Here is a 16242-nt window from a genome sequence, read left to right as displayed (position 1 = left end):
CTTTACGGCATATAAGGAAAAAAGATTAAGACAAACCTTAAGAAGGAGTAAGTAAAACTAAGAATACACGTTATTTCGACAATTTAACTGTTCGAAAGCTTGGAAATGTGACTTCTAGTTCACCAGCTTTATCTTTGTTGCAAAGAAGACTAACTTGATAAAGTTGCAGTGATAGAAATTCAAAATCTGGATGAAGTTTCAAGGCCCTAGCAAAGTTAGGAATCAAATAGTCTTTATAGCCTTGCTCATTCATTTGAGAATAAAACATACGTTTTGAAATACGATCAGAATCAAGATGATATGTTAGTGCTAGAAAATGATCTTTACACTCATTAAACAACGCCTTCTCTGATGGAGACAGCCAATTTAAGAACGGACTTGTTGGATCTATTTTTGTAATTAAAAGATCAAAATTCAAAGAAAGCTCGTGATACCATGAAACTCTGTCAAAATTTAAAGACTCATCCCAAGACTGATTCTTGAAAACTCCTCTCTTAATTGAAAAGTCCCCTTCCTTGATTGAATTTTTAGAAAGGTTGGCGCAAGCAACAAAAAGAAGTGAAAACGTTAACAATGCATATTTCATGATAAAACCTAATATATTTAAAATTGATTTATTTTATAACTTTTTTACCCAATCAGCAATTGCATCAAACACCTTTTCATTGTGAAGATCGTTAAAAAGGTCATGTTTGAACTCTCCAAACTCTTTAACTGTAAAAAGTTCTTTATCGGCACCCCTTGCAAACAGGGTTGTCATATCGTGATCGCAAATTGGGTCTTTCCAACTAAGTAACAACAAGGTTTTAAAGTCGATAAAATATGACGCTTGTCTCAATTCCTTGGCCTTTGTCAAAAGCTCACAAAAAAATGAATAAGACATAAAGTGGTTAACTAGCGGATCACTGTCATAGGACAAGGCCTTGACCTCACATTGTGTAAGTTCTTTGCCTGAAAAATGAAATGGTACATGTATCTTTTTAGTCGCCTCAATACTAGGCATCTTTCGAAGAACAGAATTTATATTTGGTAATTCTTTTTTAATTTTTATCAAGGGATTAGTCAGAACAACACCAATCACTTTCTTTGAAAATGTTTGGGCGAAATTTTGAAATAAATCTAAAACAACCAGGGCACCTAAACCATGGCCAATGAGAATGATTTTTTCATCTTCAATAACTTCAGTTAAAAAATAGTTTAAGTCACTACTTAACTCATGAAAGTTATTTACAGACGATCTCACTCCACTCGATAGACCATGTCCTTTCAAATCGATAAAGCTAAAAGAAAATGGCCATGATAAACGTCCATTCAGCTCTTCTACGACATTCGTATATCTGCCATGATGATCAAAAAGGTCATGAACGAAAACAACACGACGATCGGCCGCATTTTCTGGAGTAAAATTTTTATAGTAAATTTTTTCTTTTCTACAGGAAGAAGGGAAGCTGCCTGTAGACAAACTCCCCTTAGAAGATATTTTATAATTTATTAAATTTTTATCGTTATACATCTTTTGTATATTGCTCGATTGTTCTCTTGGCAATATCACCTAGTTCACTAAAGCGAATTGAAAAGCCTTGTCCACCATCAAGAAGTCTTACAATCTTCCCACTTGCAGTGAACTTAATATTACTATTATCAGGGTGAACATTTAGGGATACTTCATCACCAACACTTGCATTAAAGTTAGAAACAAGAATTTGCATTCCGCCAACTGAAATGTCACGACAAATTCCTTCGAAAACATCAGAGTTGTTATGAAAAAGAAGTCGTGCAACGAATGGTCTACGCGTATCAATTCTTCTTTCAGATTCTTCTATTACTGGCGGTGGTGCTTGAAACACATCTTGAAAAATCGGGAGATCAGCAAGAAGCGTCCAGTTATCCATCCCATGAACAAAGATAAAAGTTTTGATGTTTATTCTGTTTTCTTCGAATGCTCTTACAAGTTGATTTAATGAATATGGCCCGTATTCAGCTTCAGGAGCTCCTCTATCTGGACCGATTTTAATCATGAAAATTCTCTCGTCATAATTAATCCCATCCCAATCAACACCTGATTTTAAATCACCGAGATCAAGTGATGGAATTTCATCAACTGGATCTGAGTCTAAAAGATGCGTTAACTCATCCACATTTTTTAAATGCACCCAATTATCAAAACCTTTGCGCCAAACATAACTTTCTGACCCAAGGCTGCCTTTCATAATGAGTGAGCCAAGATCCTCTTCAGTCACAGGACCTACTCTTTCACTGCCCTCTACGTAGTACCAATTAACCATATCTAACTTCTCCCGCGAGTCTTTACAAAAATATACATCTCTATTTTAACCCGTTGAAAATTCAAACAGTACACGGCAAAAACAACCCCTGACTAAATACTCAACTTTTCCCATCAATTGCCGATAAGTCTCTTGAGTTATACACAATTTAGGGACGCCTATGAAGATTAAATTACTCAAGATTATTGCTCTCCTTTTACTTTTCTCATGTGGAAAAGAGCAATTTTCGGTAAATCGCAACGTTGATCAGGGATCAACTCCAGAAAAAAATAATATTGGTACTTATGCTTGTGCAAACTATACATTAGTTCGCCCTCAAGTTGACTTGCTCTTTTTGTGGGACAACTCGAGTAGCCAGACCTACACTCGCGCAGAAGTGAAGCAGGCCCTCAATAAAGTTATCGATTATGTTTCATCAAGATTTGATTATCATATTATGATGGCACCACTTATCGGTACGGGAAATACAAGTAGCTACTTTTTTAGTTACAACTATTTCAATCCAGGAAGTGGGATTCAGGTAATTAATAAAGAGAGCGCTTCAAGTTATCTAGGTTCATTTCAAACTGGCGGGGCCACTAAAGAGGCCGGGGTAACGAGAGCGGTCGATCTTCTTGCAACAAACCAATCAAATCAAGTTTTCAGAAAGAATGCTTATACGATCGTTGTTCTCATGTCTAATGACGACGACAATTCTTATGTTTCAGGAGATTTTGGTGGTACGCAAAATCAAGATGCTTATGTGAGAGGAAAAACTCACGATCTTCTTTGTTTAAGAGGCGCCTATAGTGGCAGCTACCATAATGATAAATCTAAATATTATGCTAATTGCTCGAACGCAACCTCCTTAAACTCTTCTATGATGAGATTTATATCAATCTCAGCATTAGGAACTTCATCGAGCTGTAGTGCGACTGTAGGGATGTTTAGGTCTGGAACAACTTATAGGGCCGTTTCACAAAATATCTATGGTGCAACTTACGATGGAAATCTAGCGAACGTTCCATCAGATCAGTCTTCAAGAACAATGTATTACGGTGAAGGAAATGATGCTTACGATATTTGCCGTGGTGAATATGCCCACATCTTTGATGGAGTTAATAACGCCATCACTGACACCGTCCTTAAACATAAGTACAAGTACTGGCCAATCGCTAAAACAAATGAAAATGTGGATGAAAGTGAAATCATTGTTAAAACAAATTCAGGACAAGAATTTCTTCCAATCACTGGTGCAACGACAGTGAATGGTCAAGAGGTTACTGGTTACAAGTTCCTTGGAAATGTAAATTTAACGAGAGATACTAGATACTTTCCAACTTCTGGAGAGCCTTACACAGGGAAAATGATTGAGCTCTTTGGTGCTGCCAAAGACGTTGTATGGCCAGATTGCTTCAAAGTGACGGCTAAAACACCTACTCTTTATTACGGGTACGTGGCACTTACTCAAGGTAAGCCTGCAGAATCGACAATTAATTTAAAAATTAATGGTCAGACGATTTCGCAAAGTACAGTAAATGGATGGCAGTTGATTAAATCAGGAAGTCAGCCACAATTTATTTCTAATCAAAATATTTTAGTGACGAGTCCAACGAACTCAACACCAGTTGTTCCAGGCGAATACCAATCGGGTTATTTCTTAAAACTCTACGGAAGTGCCATTATGTCTAGTGGTTCAACTTACACAATTGATTACGAACCAGCAGGAAATTAATCCTGCTGGCCTTTAATTAATTATACTTCGCACCACTTGTCTTAGATTCATTAACTTTATTGAGAGCACCCATCAATTTGAGTGCAGGAAAGATTTTTTTGATTCGCGCGAGATTGATAACAGCAACTCTTTTATTCAAATCCCCTACAACAACATCATCAGAAAGGCCGGCCGTAACAGCGTCACGAATATCAGCATCAGTAAGGCCCAATCCCATATCTTCACCAATACGCACGATCTGACCAACATCAAGTAAGATTTCTCCCTCAGCAAATTCACGTCCAGGATAGGCCATCAGTGGTTTTCCACTGGAGTCTTTTGTCGGCCCAGGAGGATGCTTCGCGAGATAATTAAGAGCGGTACTTAAGAACAGGACACATCGATCACCAACTTTAATTTGCTTGGCCTCTTCTTTTAACCTTTCTGCATTAATGAAAGTAAGCATATTCTTGAAATACTCTGGATCACGAATAAGAATCAATTTCGGCAGATTCTCCTCATCCATCCCTATCTCAACGATATTCTCAGTCTGAAGAAGATGAAAAAATTCTTCAAATTTAATCTCTGGGATATTGAAAATATCAAACATGTAAAACTTCAAACGATTGAGATGAATCTTCGATTTTCCATCTTCTGTTTTCTGGCCGTGAGTTTTAAATGTCATATAAAACATAGCAAGAAGTCTTGTAACATCTTGATTGGTAAAAAACTTATAGTCAGCGACTTTACCGCCAACACCAAAGCCCACAGAATTTGATTCTAATTCTTTTACACGATCATTTGTTTTTCTTAGTCTGTCTGCAAGAGTTGTAATAATAGTCCTAAACCATGGGTTTAGATTTTCAATTGTTTTTTGAAATGCACCAAAAGAGATCTCGATGACTTCTGTTGTTACAATGGCCGCTGCCGAACAAGAGCGACGACGAGATTTTTCATCGAAGTAGGCCATCTCTCCAAGAACTTCTCCGGCCCTTAAAATGGCAAGATCAACAAACCCTTTACCTTTTGGAAGATACAAACGAAGTTGTCCTTTTTGTATGATATACAAAGACTCTGCTGGATCAGCATTATTGAATAAAACTTCGCCTGGTTTCAAAGTCCTGATACCGGACTTCTTTTGAGCTGTCTTAGCACCAGCGGCCGCTGGTTTCTTGACTGGCGTCCCTGCCATTGTTTCTCCCACTTTTAGAGAAGGAGGGGAAAATCCTCTTCCCCTCACTCACTTTATTTTAAAGTCTTTCGATAATCATGCTTAGGGCCTCTCCACCACCGATACAGATTGATGCCATTCCAAACTTAGCACCTTTCTTTTCCATAGCGTTCATAAGAGTAACCACAATTCTTGTTCCCGAACAACCGATTGGGTGTCCAAGACTAACTCCACCACCAAAAACATTCACTTTTGAGTGATCGATATTTAATTCTTTCATTGCTGCCATTGTCACAACAGCAAAAGCTTCATTAACTTCAAAAAGATCTATATCGGCCATTTTCAGTCCAGCTTTATCAAGTGATTTTTTCATCGCTTCAACTGGAGCTGTTGTAAACCAAGTTGGGTTTTGAGCGTGAGAAGCATAAGATACAATTTTAAATTTAGCTTGTGACTTATACTCTTCACCACCAAGCACAACTGCAGCAGCTCCATCGTTAATTGTAGAAGCATTAGCAGCAGTAATTGTACCGTTCTTTTCAAAAGCTGGACGAAGTTCTGGAATCTTCGCAAAATTAGCTTTGAATGGACCTTCGTCCTCAGAAATAGTCGTCTCACCTTTTCTATCTTTAATTATAACAGGTTCAATTTCTCCCTTAAACACGCCTTCTTTGATGGCATTTTGTGCCCTCTTAAAAGACTCAATTGAGAAATTATCTTGGTCTTCTCTTGTGAAACCAAATTTTGAAACACACTCTTCTGCGCAATTACCCATTGGACGATCTGAATAAACATCCCATAGTCCGTCCCATTGCATAGCATCTTTCATTTCGGCCGCACCAAACTTTGAAACACCTGTTCTTGAGTTCATAATAAGGTGTGGGGCCATAGACATATTTTCCATCCCACCAGCAACAACTAGACTGTTGTCTCCTGCTAGAATCGATTGAGCACCCATAATAATTGTTTTAAGACCAGATCCACAAACTTTGTTCACAGTTGTACATGGAACGCTTTCTGGCAGTTCTGCAAATAACGCAGCTTGACGAGCTGGAGCTTGCCCAACACCCGCAGTTACAACGTTACCCATAAAAACTTCATCTACCTTTGAACCATCAACACCAGCTCTTGCAAGAGCACCTTTAATAGCTACAGATCCTAGCTTTGGAGCAGGAACTGACGATAGAGAACCTAGAAAAGAACCACTTGGAGTACGTGCTCCAGAAAGAATATAAACGCTCATGTAAACCTCACTTTTTTACTCAGGAGTATAGTTTTATCTTACACCTTTTTGAAGTTTAGGTGCGTCACAAAGAGAGCGCTAAAATAGCGTAATTTCGATAAGTTGATTAAACAATTCAATGATGATAAGAGTGCGCAACACAATTTTTAGAAGGAAGTCTATGTTATCGCGTCTAGAGCACGAAGTACCTGCACTAAATCTACCTGAGAAATGGAAAAATGAAGTTATTGAACTTCTCGAAACAACTTATGCCCATGAAGTGAGTGATCAAAGTAAAAAGTTCGAAGTTTATGGGCAATCATTTCCAAAAGAGATTTTAATCATGGCCTCTCTATTGGATGCTAACGATGAAATGTCGGCCCCAGTGAGCTACCTTGCATCAGCAAACTTAGACGACAAAGTGAACCCAGAAAAACTTATGAGTACATTAGTTGATTCTATTGGAGTTTTCTTTGACGAATATTTTCAAACAAAAGATTGGAACGATTATACATTTGATTGGGTTGAAGCAACTCTTGATGGCACAAATTTTTATTTTAAAACAAGTAGAGAAAATATTGGTCTAACAATGAAGGCCAATGAACTACTTGGCGACTTATAGGAGAATACTGATGAAACTTTTAGCTCTTCTTTCACTAATGTTAACTTCACCAATGGCCGCAGATTTTAAATTTGAAACTGTGACTAAGGTTGGACCACTTAAGAATCAAGTTTTTTTCGAATCAACAGACTACAAATTTCTAGATGAAAATGCTGATTCATTAAAAGTTGAACGCTTCATGATTTCAAAATGGGGAGTTCACGTATACCAAGTAGGAAAGGCCATATACAATTGCAATATCACAACTCTTGAATGCTCTTTCTCAGAATTTGTAAGAGAGCGCGGTTATGAACTTTGTACTATTGAAGAGGGAGCGCCAAAATGTGTTAAACCTCTTTCAGCACCTTCTTATGAAGGACAAGATAATAACAACTCTACAGGTGCATGGTATGAGTGGGAACTAGATGATGGACAATCAACTTGGTATGGAGACGAATTCCCTACAAGAGATGAAGGTTCAGCAAATTGCACATGGGATGCCTGTACAACATTCTAATTTTCAAATAAGGCCCTTTTTAAGGGCCTTAATATTTAAACTTCAAATAAGACAATTCACGATATCGCCCAATAATATCTTTCAACATTTTTGATGCATTAGAATAGACAATACTGTGAGTACTTTTAGACTGTAGAAATTCAACACTACCGCAGTTTAGAGCATTATTTGCCTTCATTGATTCGAATTGTCCTCTCGCAAAACTACTAAAAAGTATCGGGTTAAAGCTTTGAATGATCGTTCTCGACAATTCTGGTCTAAGACCTAAATGATTGCACCCACTCTTAGAAAATGCCATCGACATAATGGGTATTATATTTGATTTATAGTAAAACCTCTTTTGGATTTCTTCTAATTTATCCTCATCATAATAATCGACTTTATTAATACGATCTGGATAGAGATTCCTTTCAATGATCTTTGATTCCACTGTGAAGTTATTTTTCAAAATGGCCTTCTTATCAAACATTGTATAAATATTTGTTGAAACAAAAAATTCAATAATGACTTGAATAAAAAATGGATCAAAATTAGACATTTTCGTTAATCCATAATTAACCTTTATTTCAGAAGAATCTAAAAAATTGAAAACTTCTTTTTTATAATCAACTATTTTTTCTATAATTTTTTGATGTTCTTTTTTATCTTTAACAAATCTTTTTTGATTAAAGTAATTAAAACGGGCCTCTTCTTCAGGAAATTTATCGTTTAGCTCGCGACTTTTATCGATGACATATTGCCACAACTTTTGACCTTTAATATTTAATTCTAAAAAGCTTTCCCAATCAACGCCATCAGAAATAAATTTTTCATCGATGGAATTTAGCCCTTCAAGACCATTTGTGTAATTGCGCATAACTTCTCTTGTATAGGCGTCTGATTCAGATCTATAAAACTGATCGAATGGTTGCCCTCCATCTTCAGAAACTCCCAAGAGCTGATAATTTTTTAAATTAGAGCTTTTAAAAAATTTAACTTTTTCAACCTTAGAATTATCAAGAACATATAGCTCATTATTTCCAAGTTCTTTTGCAGGTACACCGACATCACGATTAAAAAGATTTTTAAAGCGATCTTGAGAATTAAACATTCTATTGCAATATTTTGCCTCAAGTGAATGATCATCTATATAATAAAAACCGAAAACTGAAGCGATAGAACTAACATCAAAGTAATCTTCCTTCATTTTTTGTTGAACGACTTTTAATCCTTCTTTCAACATTTGAGGATTATATGTCTTCCCAGTTAAAGCATGATATCGGCCTTTCTCATCCATACGGCACACGAGTTCATTGGCAAAAGAGCTCGAAATGAAAAGATTTAACAGAAGTGCTAATTTTAATTTTTTATTCATTACTGTTTTCTCCCAAAATCGAACACATCTTTTCCAATTACAATATTTTTTTTATCAAGAGCGAGGTCTTTATATTTTTTAACTATAGATTTAATCTCACCTCTTTCAGCATGAAAATAAGGCTCGTAATCACCCATTGGCATTGCGGAAAAGACAACTCCACATTGAACCATATTATTGCGCACAATATGGGCCATAAAGTTATCGATTCCTGAGCCGACGAAAGTCCCAAGATAAAATTTTTGAATCATTGTTCTTGCAAGTTCTGGTCTTAAACCAAACTTGGAACAATTCTTAGGCGTCATCATAGTTAACAGCATGAGAACATTTACTTTCTTTTTTAAATATTGAATTTGATCAATATACTTGTCTGCAATATAGTTGCTGTAATTTTGAGAAAGATAACTCTTCCCGTATTGAGAAATCATTGAATCCATAACCCAGGCCTCAGATATTTGTAACTGAATATCCTTTGGCCATATCCCATATCCTGCATTGAAATAATAGACCGCAAATTGCTCTAAAATGATTTGAGTAAAAAACGGGTGGTAGTTTTGAATAAGACTTAATCCGTAGTTTACTTGAACTTCGCTTGAATTTAGAAATGCTAAGACTTCACTTTTAAATGACTCAATTTCTTTATCAATCTTACGAGGCAACTTCCCTTTAAAGTAAAGTTCTCTCGCCCTCTCAAATCTTTGCTCTAAAGTTGTCTCTTTCATTGAACCAACAACAACATCTTGCCACAAAGACCTAGCTTTTAAATTCAATTCTTCTAGCGACTCCCAATCACTACTATTTTTCAAATAGTCATTGTCGAGCTTATTATTGCTCTCTAGCCCATAAGATTTTTCATCACTTGTGCTGTAGGGACTAACGCCATCGTGCGAAGCATAGATATACTTTGAACCTTCATTGTTAAGCATAGATGGATAGAAGGCAACCGGTTCAACTTCATTCACTTCAATAAGTGAAATCTGATCTTCCTTATTTTCGATGGCAGGAACGCCAACATTCTGATCAAAAACTTTTCCATAAGAGTTCGCAAACATACGATCACAGTAGTGCCACTCTAGTGAGTTTTTTTGGATCTCATGGATAACTCCGCCATTACTTTTAAGATAAGTACGAAAGCATTTACCCTCTTGGTTTTTTTGTGCCCCAATTTTTGGAGACGAGAAGAAACCAGCAAAGCTTAACTTTGAAAAAAATAGGGCCATGGCCAAGAGTTGTGCTATGAATGTAATCCTCATCACAAAATCCTTAAGTGTATAGAAAAACTAGACATTCGCCTAAGTAGTAGACACTTTTTCCTTTAATATTCAATACGTTAAGCTTTCTTAGCCTATGTATTGCGAGGATTATGCCAAAAAATAAAAGCTGGATATTAAAGAAGTTCAAACAGATTTGGTCCAAAAACCACTCTATTCTAAAACCGAGAGGTCTCTGTATTTTTCAACTAACTTATCAAAGATCTTTGACTCTGTTGAATAAAGAGCATTGTGACCCGTTTTTGACGTTATATAGTTAACATCACCACAATTTTTTTGATTATTAAAAATGAGTGCCCCAAATTGAGCACTAGTAAAAGTATGATAACGTTCGTGATCAAATCCCTGAATTATTGTTCTAAAAACCTCAGGTCTAAGTCCCATATGCTCACAATTTGGTATCGCCATAATCATCGAAAGAAGAGGAATAAGATTTGATTTATAAGAAAAGCGATTTTTCTGTTCATTGAGAATACTGACATCAATATAAGATTTACTAATTTCTCCAATGGGAAAAATATTTTTCTCAATTAAAACTGACTCAAGCTCAAATGAATTATTCTTTATTCGATGGATATCATTTTTGAAGAACAAAAAAGAAGATGTAAAAATCTCTTGAATGACTTGTACGAAGAATGGATCAAAGGAGGATATCTTCGATAATCCGTAGTTTACCTTTAGTTCAGTTGAACCCAAATAACTAAAAACTTCCCTCTTATAATCTACAATCTTAGAAATGATTTTTTGATTTTTTTGACTGTCCTTTACATAGCGTTGGTCATTGAAATAATGGAATCTGGCCTCTTCTTCGGGTGAATGAGTACTTCTTTCCCTACTTAAATCGATAATCTCATTCCAAAGATCGCGTCCTTTAAGATTTAAATAAAGTAAACTCTCCCAATCAGCACTTTCTTCTATGTACTCAGTGCTAATTTTTTCAATCAGCTCAACACCGCTTCGGTATTTTTTTTCAACTTTACCTAATTCTTCATTCTTCTTAATCACAGAGGCATCATAAGGAATCGCTCCATCTTTTGCCGCTCTAATTGTATTTGGAAAATCATCTCTTTTTCGATCAAAAAATTGGACACTTTTAATTTCATTTTCGTCTAGAATTCTAAGTTCATTTTGAGAGAGATTCTTAGCGGGAACGCCACTTCCTCTTTTAAAAAGATCCTTCCAACTCTTTCCAATGCCAAATAGGTTTTCGCAATATTTTCTCTCGAGAGTTTCTTTTTCAAGGTAATAGAAACCTAGCGAATACTGCGCTTCTTTGAAGGCCAAAAGACTTCGATAATCAGATTTTTCATACTTAGAAACCCAATTTTCAATTGTTTTTGCAGAGGATTTGCCGAAGCTGTAGGCATCAAAAGTCCCATCATCATTTGAATGACAATAGTTACTTTGTGCAAAGCTAAATTTTGCAAAAAGAAGTATTCCCGTAAAAATGATTATAGTGGTCGTTGATTTCATTTTCTAATCTCTACAATCCCTAATAATGCCAAAAACTAGTCAAGTGACTAATTAATAAACATTTTAAACAAAAAAATTCAGCAGCTTAGAATCTTATTGGTTATGTATTGCGAGGATTATGCCAAAGGTAACTGAAATAAACTTAGAGATATACTTACAGAAGTGGTCCAAAAAAAAGGCCCTAAAAAGGGCCTTATTTTTAATCGTCAAATGACGGCTTTGTTTGTTTTGTTTCGTAAGCGATATCACTATCGTCTGAATCAAATGAGTCTTCATCCATATCGTCAAACTCTTCTTCGTCTGCTTCAATATCAAGCTCACGAAGAACTGCGTAGAATGATTTCTCTTCTTCAAGGTCTGAAAGAATTGTTTCAACTTGTTTCATTGGATATTTTTCAATTAGATCCTGAATGAATTGTTGTAACTTACCTTCCTGAAGAATAAGTTGTTTTCTCTTAATATCTTTCCAGTTCTTGATATAGTGGTAACGGCAATATCCCATTGTAGTCGCTGGGTTATCACAAATCTTTTCAAGACACTCATCAATATCTTTGTAGAAATAATCAATTGTTTTAATGGCCGCAAAAATATCACGAATATGGTAATCCTCTGCAAGAGAAACTACTTCTTCCGCAATTACTTCTTTAAGCTCAGAAACAAGTTCTTTTTTCTTCTTATTTGTTAGAGTTTCAACTTCAACAAAGTCTACCTCTTCATCAAATTTCATTTTTTGTTGAACAGGTTGTGCAAATTCAGCAAAGTCATCATCTTCGTCTTCATCATCATATGATTTCTTACGTGGAGATGCTTCTACTTCCTCTTCACCAAAGTCTTCATCCTCAAAGTTATCGTCTTCATCAAGCTCTAGCTCTTCATCTTCTTCATCAAAAAGATCTTCTTTTGCTTTTTTAGATGCTTTCTTTGGAGTTACTTTTTCAGCTTTCTTTTTTGGTTCAGCTTTTGCTTTCTTAGGAGCAACAACTTTAGCTGGTTTTTCAGCTTTCACCTTCGCAGGCTTCTCAGCTTTAACTGCTTTAGGCTTCGCTTCTTTAACTGCCTTTTCCTTTTTAGGTGCTGCTTTTTTTGGTTCAACTTTTGCTGCAACTTTTTTTGGAGCTGCTTTTTTTGCGGCCGCCTTAGAAGGTGCTTTTACAGTTGCTTTTTTCTCTACTTTTGCAGGAGATTTTTTTGCAGGTGCTTTTTTAGCAACTACTTTCTTCTCTACTTTTTTAGTAGCGACTTTCTTGGCCACTTTCTTTTCAACTTTTTTGGCAGTTTTTTTAGCGACTTTTTTTGCAGCTGGTTTTGCTGCTGTTTTTTTCGCTACAGTTTTTGCTGCTGCTTTCGTTGTCTTCTTCACCGCTTTTTTTGCAGTTTTCTTTTTGGCCATACTCACCTTCTCCAAGATTTTTTTTACCAAACCCATTTTTTACTTCTAATAGAAAACAGGGACGCCCAAAAGCGTCCCAGGATTTATAAACAATTCAAGAGTTTATTCGTATCAAAATGCGCCCAAATCGGCAATAGCGTTATTTTACTTCTTTTAGCTCTTGCGCTGCAATAACGATACGTTGAACTTCTGAAGTTCCCTCATAAATTTCCGTAATTTTTGCATCGCGGAAATATCTTTCAACTGGATATTCTTTTGTATAACCGTTCCCACCACAAAGTTGAACCGCCTTAGTGGCAATCCACATTGCCGCTTCAGCAGCAAATAGCTTCGCTTGGGCCGATGCTTTAGTATAGTTCTCATCAAGATCTTTTAGTCTAGATGCTTCATAAATAAGAAGTCTTGATGCTGCAATTTTTGTACTCATATCTGCAAGGATAAATTGAATTCCTTGAAGATTCGCAAGCGGTGCACCAAATTGAACACGCTCAGTCACATATTGTCTTGCATATCTAAATGCTGCTTCAGCAATCCCTAGGGCCTGAGAAGCGATACCAATACGACCACCATCTAGAGTTGCCATCGCCACTCTAAATCCTTTCTCATAACCACCAAGTAGGTTCTCTTTTGGAACCTTAATTTTATCAAGAGCAATTTGTGCTGTTGATGAACCTTTAATTCCTAGCTTGTCTTCAATCTTAATAACATTGAAACCTTCTGAAGCCGTTTCAACGATAAATGCAGAGATACCTTTATAGTTAGGAGTCTTTGTAGTCTTAGCAAAGACGATAGCTAGTCCAGCTTCACGACCATTTGTAATCCAGTTTTTCATCCCTGTAATTTCATAGTGGTCACCTTTATCTTCGGCAAAAGTCGTAAGGGATCCAGCATCTGAACCTGCATTTGGTTCTGATAGACAGAAACATCCAATAAGCTCACCAGAAGCAAGTTTTGGAAGATATTTTTTCTTTTGCTCTTCTGTTCCAAAGGCCAGAACTGGCCATACACATAATGAAGTGTGGGCAGAAACAAGAACACCTGTAGAAGCACATGCTCTAGAGATTTCTTCAACGATTAGTGAGTATGAAGTGTAGTCCATACCAGCACCACCGAATTCCTCAGGAATATAACTTCCAAGGAAACCGTTCTCTGCTAACTTAGAGATAAGTGAAGCAGGAATTTGTTGGTTGTGGTCAATGTCGTGTGCCAGTGGTGCAACTTCAGAGTCTGCAAACTTCGACACCATGTCGCGAATTTCTTGATAATCAGATAGGCTCATTTTTTCCCCTTATTTCCCTAAAAAATTTGGTGCGCGTTTTTCTACAAATGCTTTTGTTCCCTCTTTCATATCTTGAGAGTTGAAAATATTTCCAAAAGCACGGGCCTCAACATCGAGACCATCTTTAACAGTTAAATCATTACCTTCATTCATTACTCTTTTTGATTCGTAAATCGCAAGAGGAGAATTGGCCATCATTCTTGTTAAATATGTTTTTGCTCCAGTTAGAAGCTCTTCTTTATTTTCGAAAACTGTTACAACAAGACCAATCTCTTTGGCCTCATCGATTTTAACATTTCTTCCAGAGTAAATAATTTCTTTAGCGCGGTTTCTACCAACAAGTTTTGACAGACGTTGAGAGCCACCGAAACCAGGAAGAAGACCAAGCTTCACTTCTGGTTGACCAAATACTGCTGTTTTTGAAGCGAAGATAAAGTCACAGGCCATGGCCATCTCACATCCACCACCAAGAGCGTAACCGTTAACACAAGCAATTACTGGAACATTTAATGATTCAAATAAAAGTGTGTTTTCTTGGCCAAGTCTTGCAAACTTTTCAGCATCTGCAGCAGACATTGTCGTCATGCCTTTAATGTCAGCACCAGCAATAAACGCCTTATCTCCTGCACCTGTAAGGATTAAACCTTTGGCAACAGAGTAATCGGCATTGTTTTTCATAATATCTTTTAGAAGTACATTTAATTCAGTGTGCACTTGTTCACTAAGAGCATTTAAACTCTCAGGTCTGTTTACAGTGATGACACCAATATTATTCTCGACTTCAAAAGTCAGTGTTTCAAAATTTGTCTTAATACTCATAGAAACCTCTTCCAACTTTTTTACCTAGTCTTCCTGCAAGAACATACTTCTTAAGAAGTGGACATGGTCTGTATTTAGTATCACCTAATCCATCATGAAGAACTTCCATGATCGCAAGACAAGTGTCTAGACCGATGAAGTCTGCAAGAGTTAGTGGACCCATTGGTTGATTTGTACCAAGTTTCATTGCTGTATCGATATCCTCAACAGATGCCACACCTTCGTACAGAGCATAAACAGCTTCGTTAATCATTGGCATTAAAATTCTGTTTACAGCAAATCCAGGAACATCTTCTGCACGAACAAAAACTTTCCCCATTTTCTCTGCAACAGCAGCTACTGTATCAAAAGTCTCATCAGTAGTTTCAAGACCTCTAATCCCTTCAACAAGCTTCATTACAGGCACAGGATTCATAAAGTGCATTCCCGCAACAAGCTTAGCTCTTTTTGTAACAGCGGCAATTTCTGTAATAGAAATTGATGAAGTATTTGTCGCAAGAATTGCATCAGGCTTCATCGCCTCATCCAGATTCTTGAAGATTTCAAATTTAATTTTTTTGTTTTCAGTAGCAGCTTCAACGACAAGATCACAGTCCGATAGACCTTTAAGATCAGTTGAAGTTGAAAGACGGGCCATTGTTGTAGAAACAAAGCTTGCATCCCACTTTCCTTTATCTACGCCACGATTTAATTGGTCTTTAATAAAGTTGATTCCTTTTTCTAGACCTTCTGCTGAAATATCATAAACAACAACATCATAAGCACTCATGGCCGCAACTTGAGCGATTCCACGTCCCATTTGACCGGCACCTACGACACCAATTTTTTTGATTTCTTTCATCTTTAATTCCTTGAATGAGTTCTGTTGCTTTATTAGGTTCATTAAATTCGGAGTGCATCATACAATTAGAGACTTAGAAGCTCAACACGTAGTGCGACAGCCCTAACTCTCTGTTTTTAGACTAGAGCCCGTCTAGCATTGCCACAGGGCCCAAAAAGATTGCTATGCCCTCATTTTTACTCTTGCCTTTTTGCCCTCAATGTTCTAAAACCTACATTCTGTAATATAATTACTAACTGCATTAACATAAATAAATGTATTAAACGTAGGAGTGAATTGTGGCAAACCACAAGTCTTCAGAGAAAAGAGCTAAACAAACTAAAGTT

At 36.6% G+C, this 16242-nt stretch carries 15 protein-coding genes; 3 read left to right on the top strand and 12 right to left on the bottom strand.

Annotation, left to right across the window (positions count from 1 at the left end):
• Window positions 1-70: 70 nt before the first annotated feature.
• Genes M899_RS09030 through M899_RS09020 form a run of 3 tightly spaced genes read right to left on the bottom strand, consistent with a single transcriptional unit; the run spans window position 71 to window position 2285 of the window.
• Window positions 71-586, bottom strand: coding sequence for a hypothetical protein (locus tag M899_RS09030; protein ID WP_021271116.1), 516 nt, complete (start codon window positions 584-586; stop codon window positions 71-73).
• Between the two features lie 33 nt (window positions 587-619).
• Entirely contained in the window at window positions 620-1513 is an 894-nt protein-coding gene (locus M899_RS09025) for an alpha/beta fold hydrolase (RefSeq protein WP_021271118.1), read from the bottom strand.
• Window positions 1506-2285: a GYF domain-containing protein gene (locus M899_RS09020; protein ID WP_021271121.1), complete on the bottom strand. Its 780-nt coding sequence runs from the start codon at window positions 2283-2285 to the stop codon at window positions 1506-1508. The genes M899_RS09025 and M899_RS09020 overlap by 8 nt, the downstream gene beginning before the upstream one ends.
• Window positions 2286-2445: 160 nt before the next feature.
• On the opposite strand from M899_RS09020, the gene M899_RS09015 reads away from it, so the two are divergent.
• Window positions 2446-3999 (top strand): hypothetical protein, encoded by a 1554-nt coding sequence (locus tag M899_RS09015; protein ID WP_021271124.1) that lies wholly within the window; start codon window positions 2446-2448, stop codon window positions 3997-3999.
• A 16-nt stretch (window positions 4000-4015) separates the two neighbouring features.
• On the opposite strand, the gene M899_RS09010 is transcribed toward M899_RS09015, so the two are convergent.
• Together M899_RS09010 and M899_RS09005 are read right to left on the bottom strand one after the other, a co-directional pair.
• On the bottom strand, window positions 4016-5170 hold the full coding sequence (locus M899_RS09010) for a Crp/Fnr family transcriptional regulator (protein ID WP_021271131.1): 1155 nt from the start codon (window positions 5168-5170) through the stop codon (window positions 4016-4018).
• Between the two features lie 58 nt (window positions 5171-5228).
• Window positions 5229-6392, bottom strand: a complete 1164-nt coding sequence (locus M899_RS09005) for a thiolase family protein (protein WP_021271117.1) — start codon at window positions 6390-6392, stop codon at window positions 5229-5231.
• 160 nt (window positions 6393-6552) lie between these two features.
• Here M899_RS09005 and M899_RS09000 point away from each other — a divergent pair, with 160 nt between their 5' ends.
• Window positions 6553-6993, top strand: coding sequence for a hypothetical protein (locus M899_RS09000; RefSeq protein WP_021271137.1), 441 nt, complete (start codon window positions 6553-6555; stop codon window positions 6991-6993).
• Window positions 6994-7003: 10 nt separating this feature from the next.
• On the top strand, window positions 7004-7489 hold the full coding sequence (locus tag M899_RS08995; RefSeq protein ID WP_021271142.1) for a hypothetical protein: 486 nt from the start codon (window positions 7004-7006) through the stop codon (window positions 7487-7489).
• Between the two features lie 28 nt (window positions 7490-7517).
• Here the strand turns inward: M899_RS08995 and M899_RS08990 are convergent, their stop codons facing one another.
• The 7 genes from M899_RS08990 to M899_RS08960 form a co-directional block, all read right to left on the bottom strand.
• The gene (locus M899_RS08990) at window positions 7518-8843 is read right to left on the bottom strand and encodes a hypothetical protein (RefSeq protein WP_021271141.1); all 1326 of its coding nucleotides are present in this window, start codon (window positions 8841-8843) and stop codon (window positions 7518-7520) included.
• A complete protein-coding gene (locus M899_RS08985) occupies window positions 8843-10096 on the bottom strand; it encodes a hypothetical protein (RefSeq protein ID WP_021271133.1) in 1254 nt (417 codons plus the stop codon). The genes M899_RS08990 and M899_RS08985 overlap by 1 nt, the downstream gene beginning before the upstream one ends.
• A gap of 171 nt (window positions 10097-10267) precedes the next feature.
• On the bottom strand, window positions 10268-11587 hold the full coding sequence (locus M899_RS08980; protein WP_021271136.1) for a hypothetical protein: 1320 nt from the start codon (window positions 11585-11587) through the stop codon (window positions 10268-10270).
• 199 nt (window positions 11588-11786) lie between these two features.
• Entirely contained in the window at window positions 11787-12977 is a 1191-nt protein-coding gene (locus M899_RS18550; RefSeq protein ID WP_021271140.1) for a hypothetical protein, read from the bottom strand.
• Window positions 12978-13116: 139 nt separating this feature from the next.
• On the bottom strand, window positions 13117-14256 hold the full coding sequence (locus M899_RS08970) for an acyl-CoA dehydrogenase family protein (RefSeq protein ID WP_021271130.1): 1140 nt from the start codon (window positions 14254-14256) through the stop codon (window positions 13117-13119).
• Between the two features lie 9 nt (window positions 14257-14265).
• The gene (locus M899_RS08965) at window positions 14266-15075 is read right to left on the bottom strand and encodes an enoyl-CoA hydratase/isomerase family protein (RefSeq protein WP_021271134.1); all 810 of its coding nucleotides are present in this window, start codon (window positions 15073-15075) and stop codon (window positions 14266-14268) included.
• Window positions 15065-15916, bottom strand: coding sequence for a 3-hydroxybutyryl-CoA dehydrogenase (locus M899_RS08960; RefSeq protein ID WP_021271120.1), 852 nt, complete (start codon window positions 15914-15916; stop codon window positions 15065-15067). Before M899_RS08960 ends, M899_RS08965 begins: the two co-directional genes overlap by 11 nt.
• Between the last annotated feature and the right edge of the window lie 326 nt (window positions 15917-16242).

This window comes from Bacteriovorax sp. BSW11_IV, assembly GCF_000447755.1.
Classification (GTDB): Bacteria; Bdellovibrionota; Bacteriovoracia; order Bacteriovoracales; family Bacteriovoracaceae; genus BSW11-IV.
The sequence above is the reverse complement of the archived record's forward strand: the minus strand, read 5'-3'. Positions and strand labels throughout refer to the sequence as shown.

Bases quoted from the DNA above. Each gene is read 5' to 3' on its own strand.
- M899_RS09030 (WP_021271116.1), bottom strand. From the start codon at position 586: ATGAAATATGCATTGTTAACGTTTTCACTTCTTTTTGTTGCTTGCGCC.
- M899_RS09025 (WP_021271118.1), bottom strand. From the start codon at position 1,513: ATGTATAACGATAAAAATTTAATAAATTATAAAATATCTTCTAAGGGG.
- M899_RS09020 (WP_021271121.1), bottom strand. From the start codon at position 2,285: ATGGTTAATTGGTACTACGTAGAGGGCAGTGAAAGAGTAGGTCCTGTG.
- M899_RS09015 (WP_021271124.1), top strand. From the start codon at position 2,446: ATGAAGATTAAATTACTCAAGATTATTGCTCTCCTTTTACTTTTCTCA.
- M899_RS09010 (WP_021271131.1), bottom strand. From the start codon at position 5,170: ATGGCAGGGACGCCAGTCAAGAAACCAGCGGCCGCTGGTGCTAAGACA.
- M899_RS09005 (WP_021271117.1), bottom strand. From the start codon at position 6,392: ATGAGCGTTTATATTCTTTCTGGAGCACGTACTCCAAGTGGTTCTTTT.
- M899_RS09000 (WP_021271137.1), top strand. From the start codon at position 6,553: ATGTTATCGCGTCTAGAGCACGAAGTACCTGCACTAAATCTACCTGAG.
- M899_RS08995 (WP_021271142.1), top strand. From the start codon at position 7,004: ATGAAACTTTTAGCTCTTCTTTCACTAATGTTAACTTCACCAATGGCC.
- M899_RS08990 (WP_021271141.1), bottom strand. From the start codon at position 8,843: ATGAATAAAAAATTAAAATTAGCACTTCTGTTAAATCTTTTCATTTCG.
- M899_RS08985 (WP_021271133.1), bottom strand. From the start codon at position 10,096: ATGAGGATTACATTCATAGCACAACTCTTGGCCATGGCCCTATTTTTT.
- M899_RS08980 (WP_021271136.1), bottom strand. From the start codon at position 11,587: ATGAAATCAACGACCACTATAATCATTTTTACGGGAATACTTCTTTTT.
- M899_RS18550 (WP_021271140.1), bottom strand. From the start codon at position 12,977: ATGGCCAAAAAGAAAACTGCAAAAAAAGCGGTGAAGAAGACAACGAAA.
- M899_RS08970 (WP_021271130.1), bottom strand. From the start codon at position 14,256: ATGAGCCTATCTGATTATCAAGAAATTCGCGACATGGTGTCGAAGTTT.
- M899_RS08965 (WP_021271134.1), bottom strand. From the start codon at position 15,075: ATGAGTATTAAGACAAATTTTGAAACACTGACTTTTGAAGTCGAGAAT.
- M899_RS08960 (WP_021271120.1), bottom strand. From the start codon at position 15,916: ATGAAAGAAATCAAAAAAATTGGTGTCGTAGGTGCCGGTCAAATGGGA.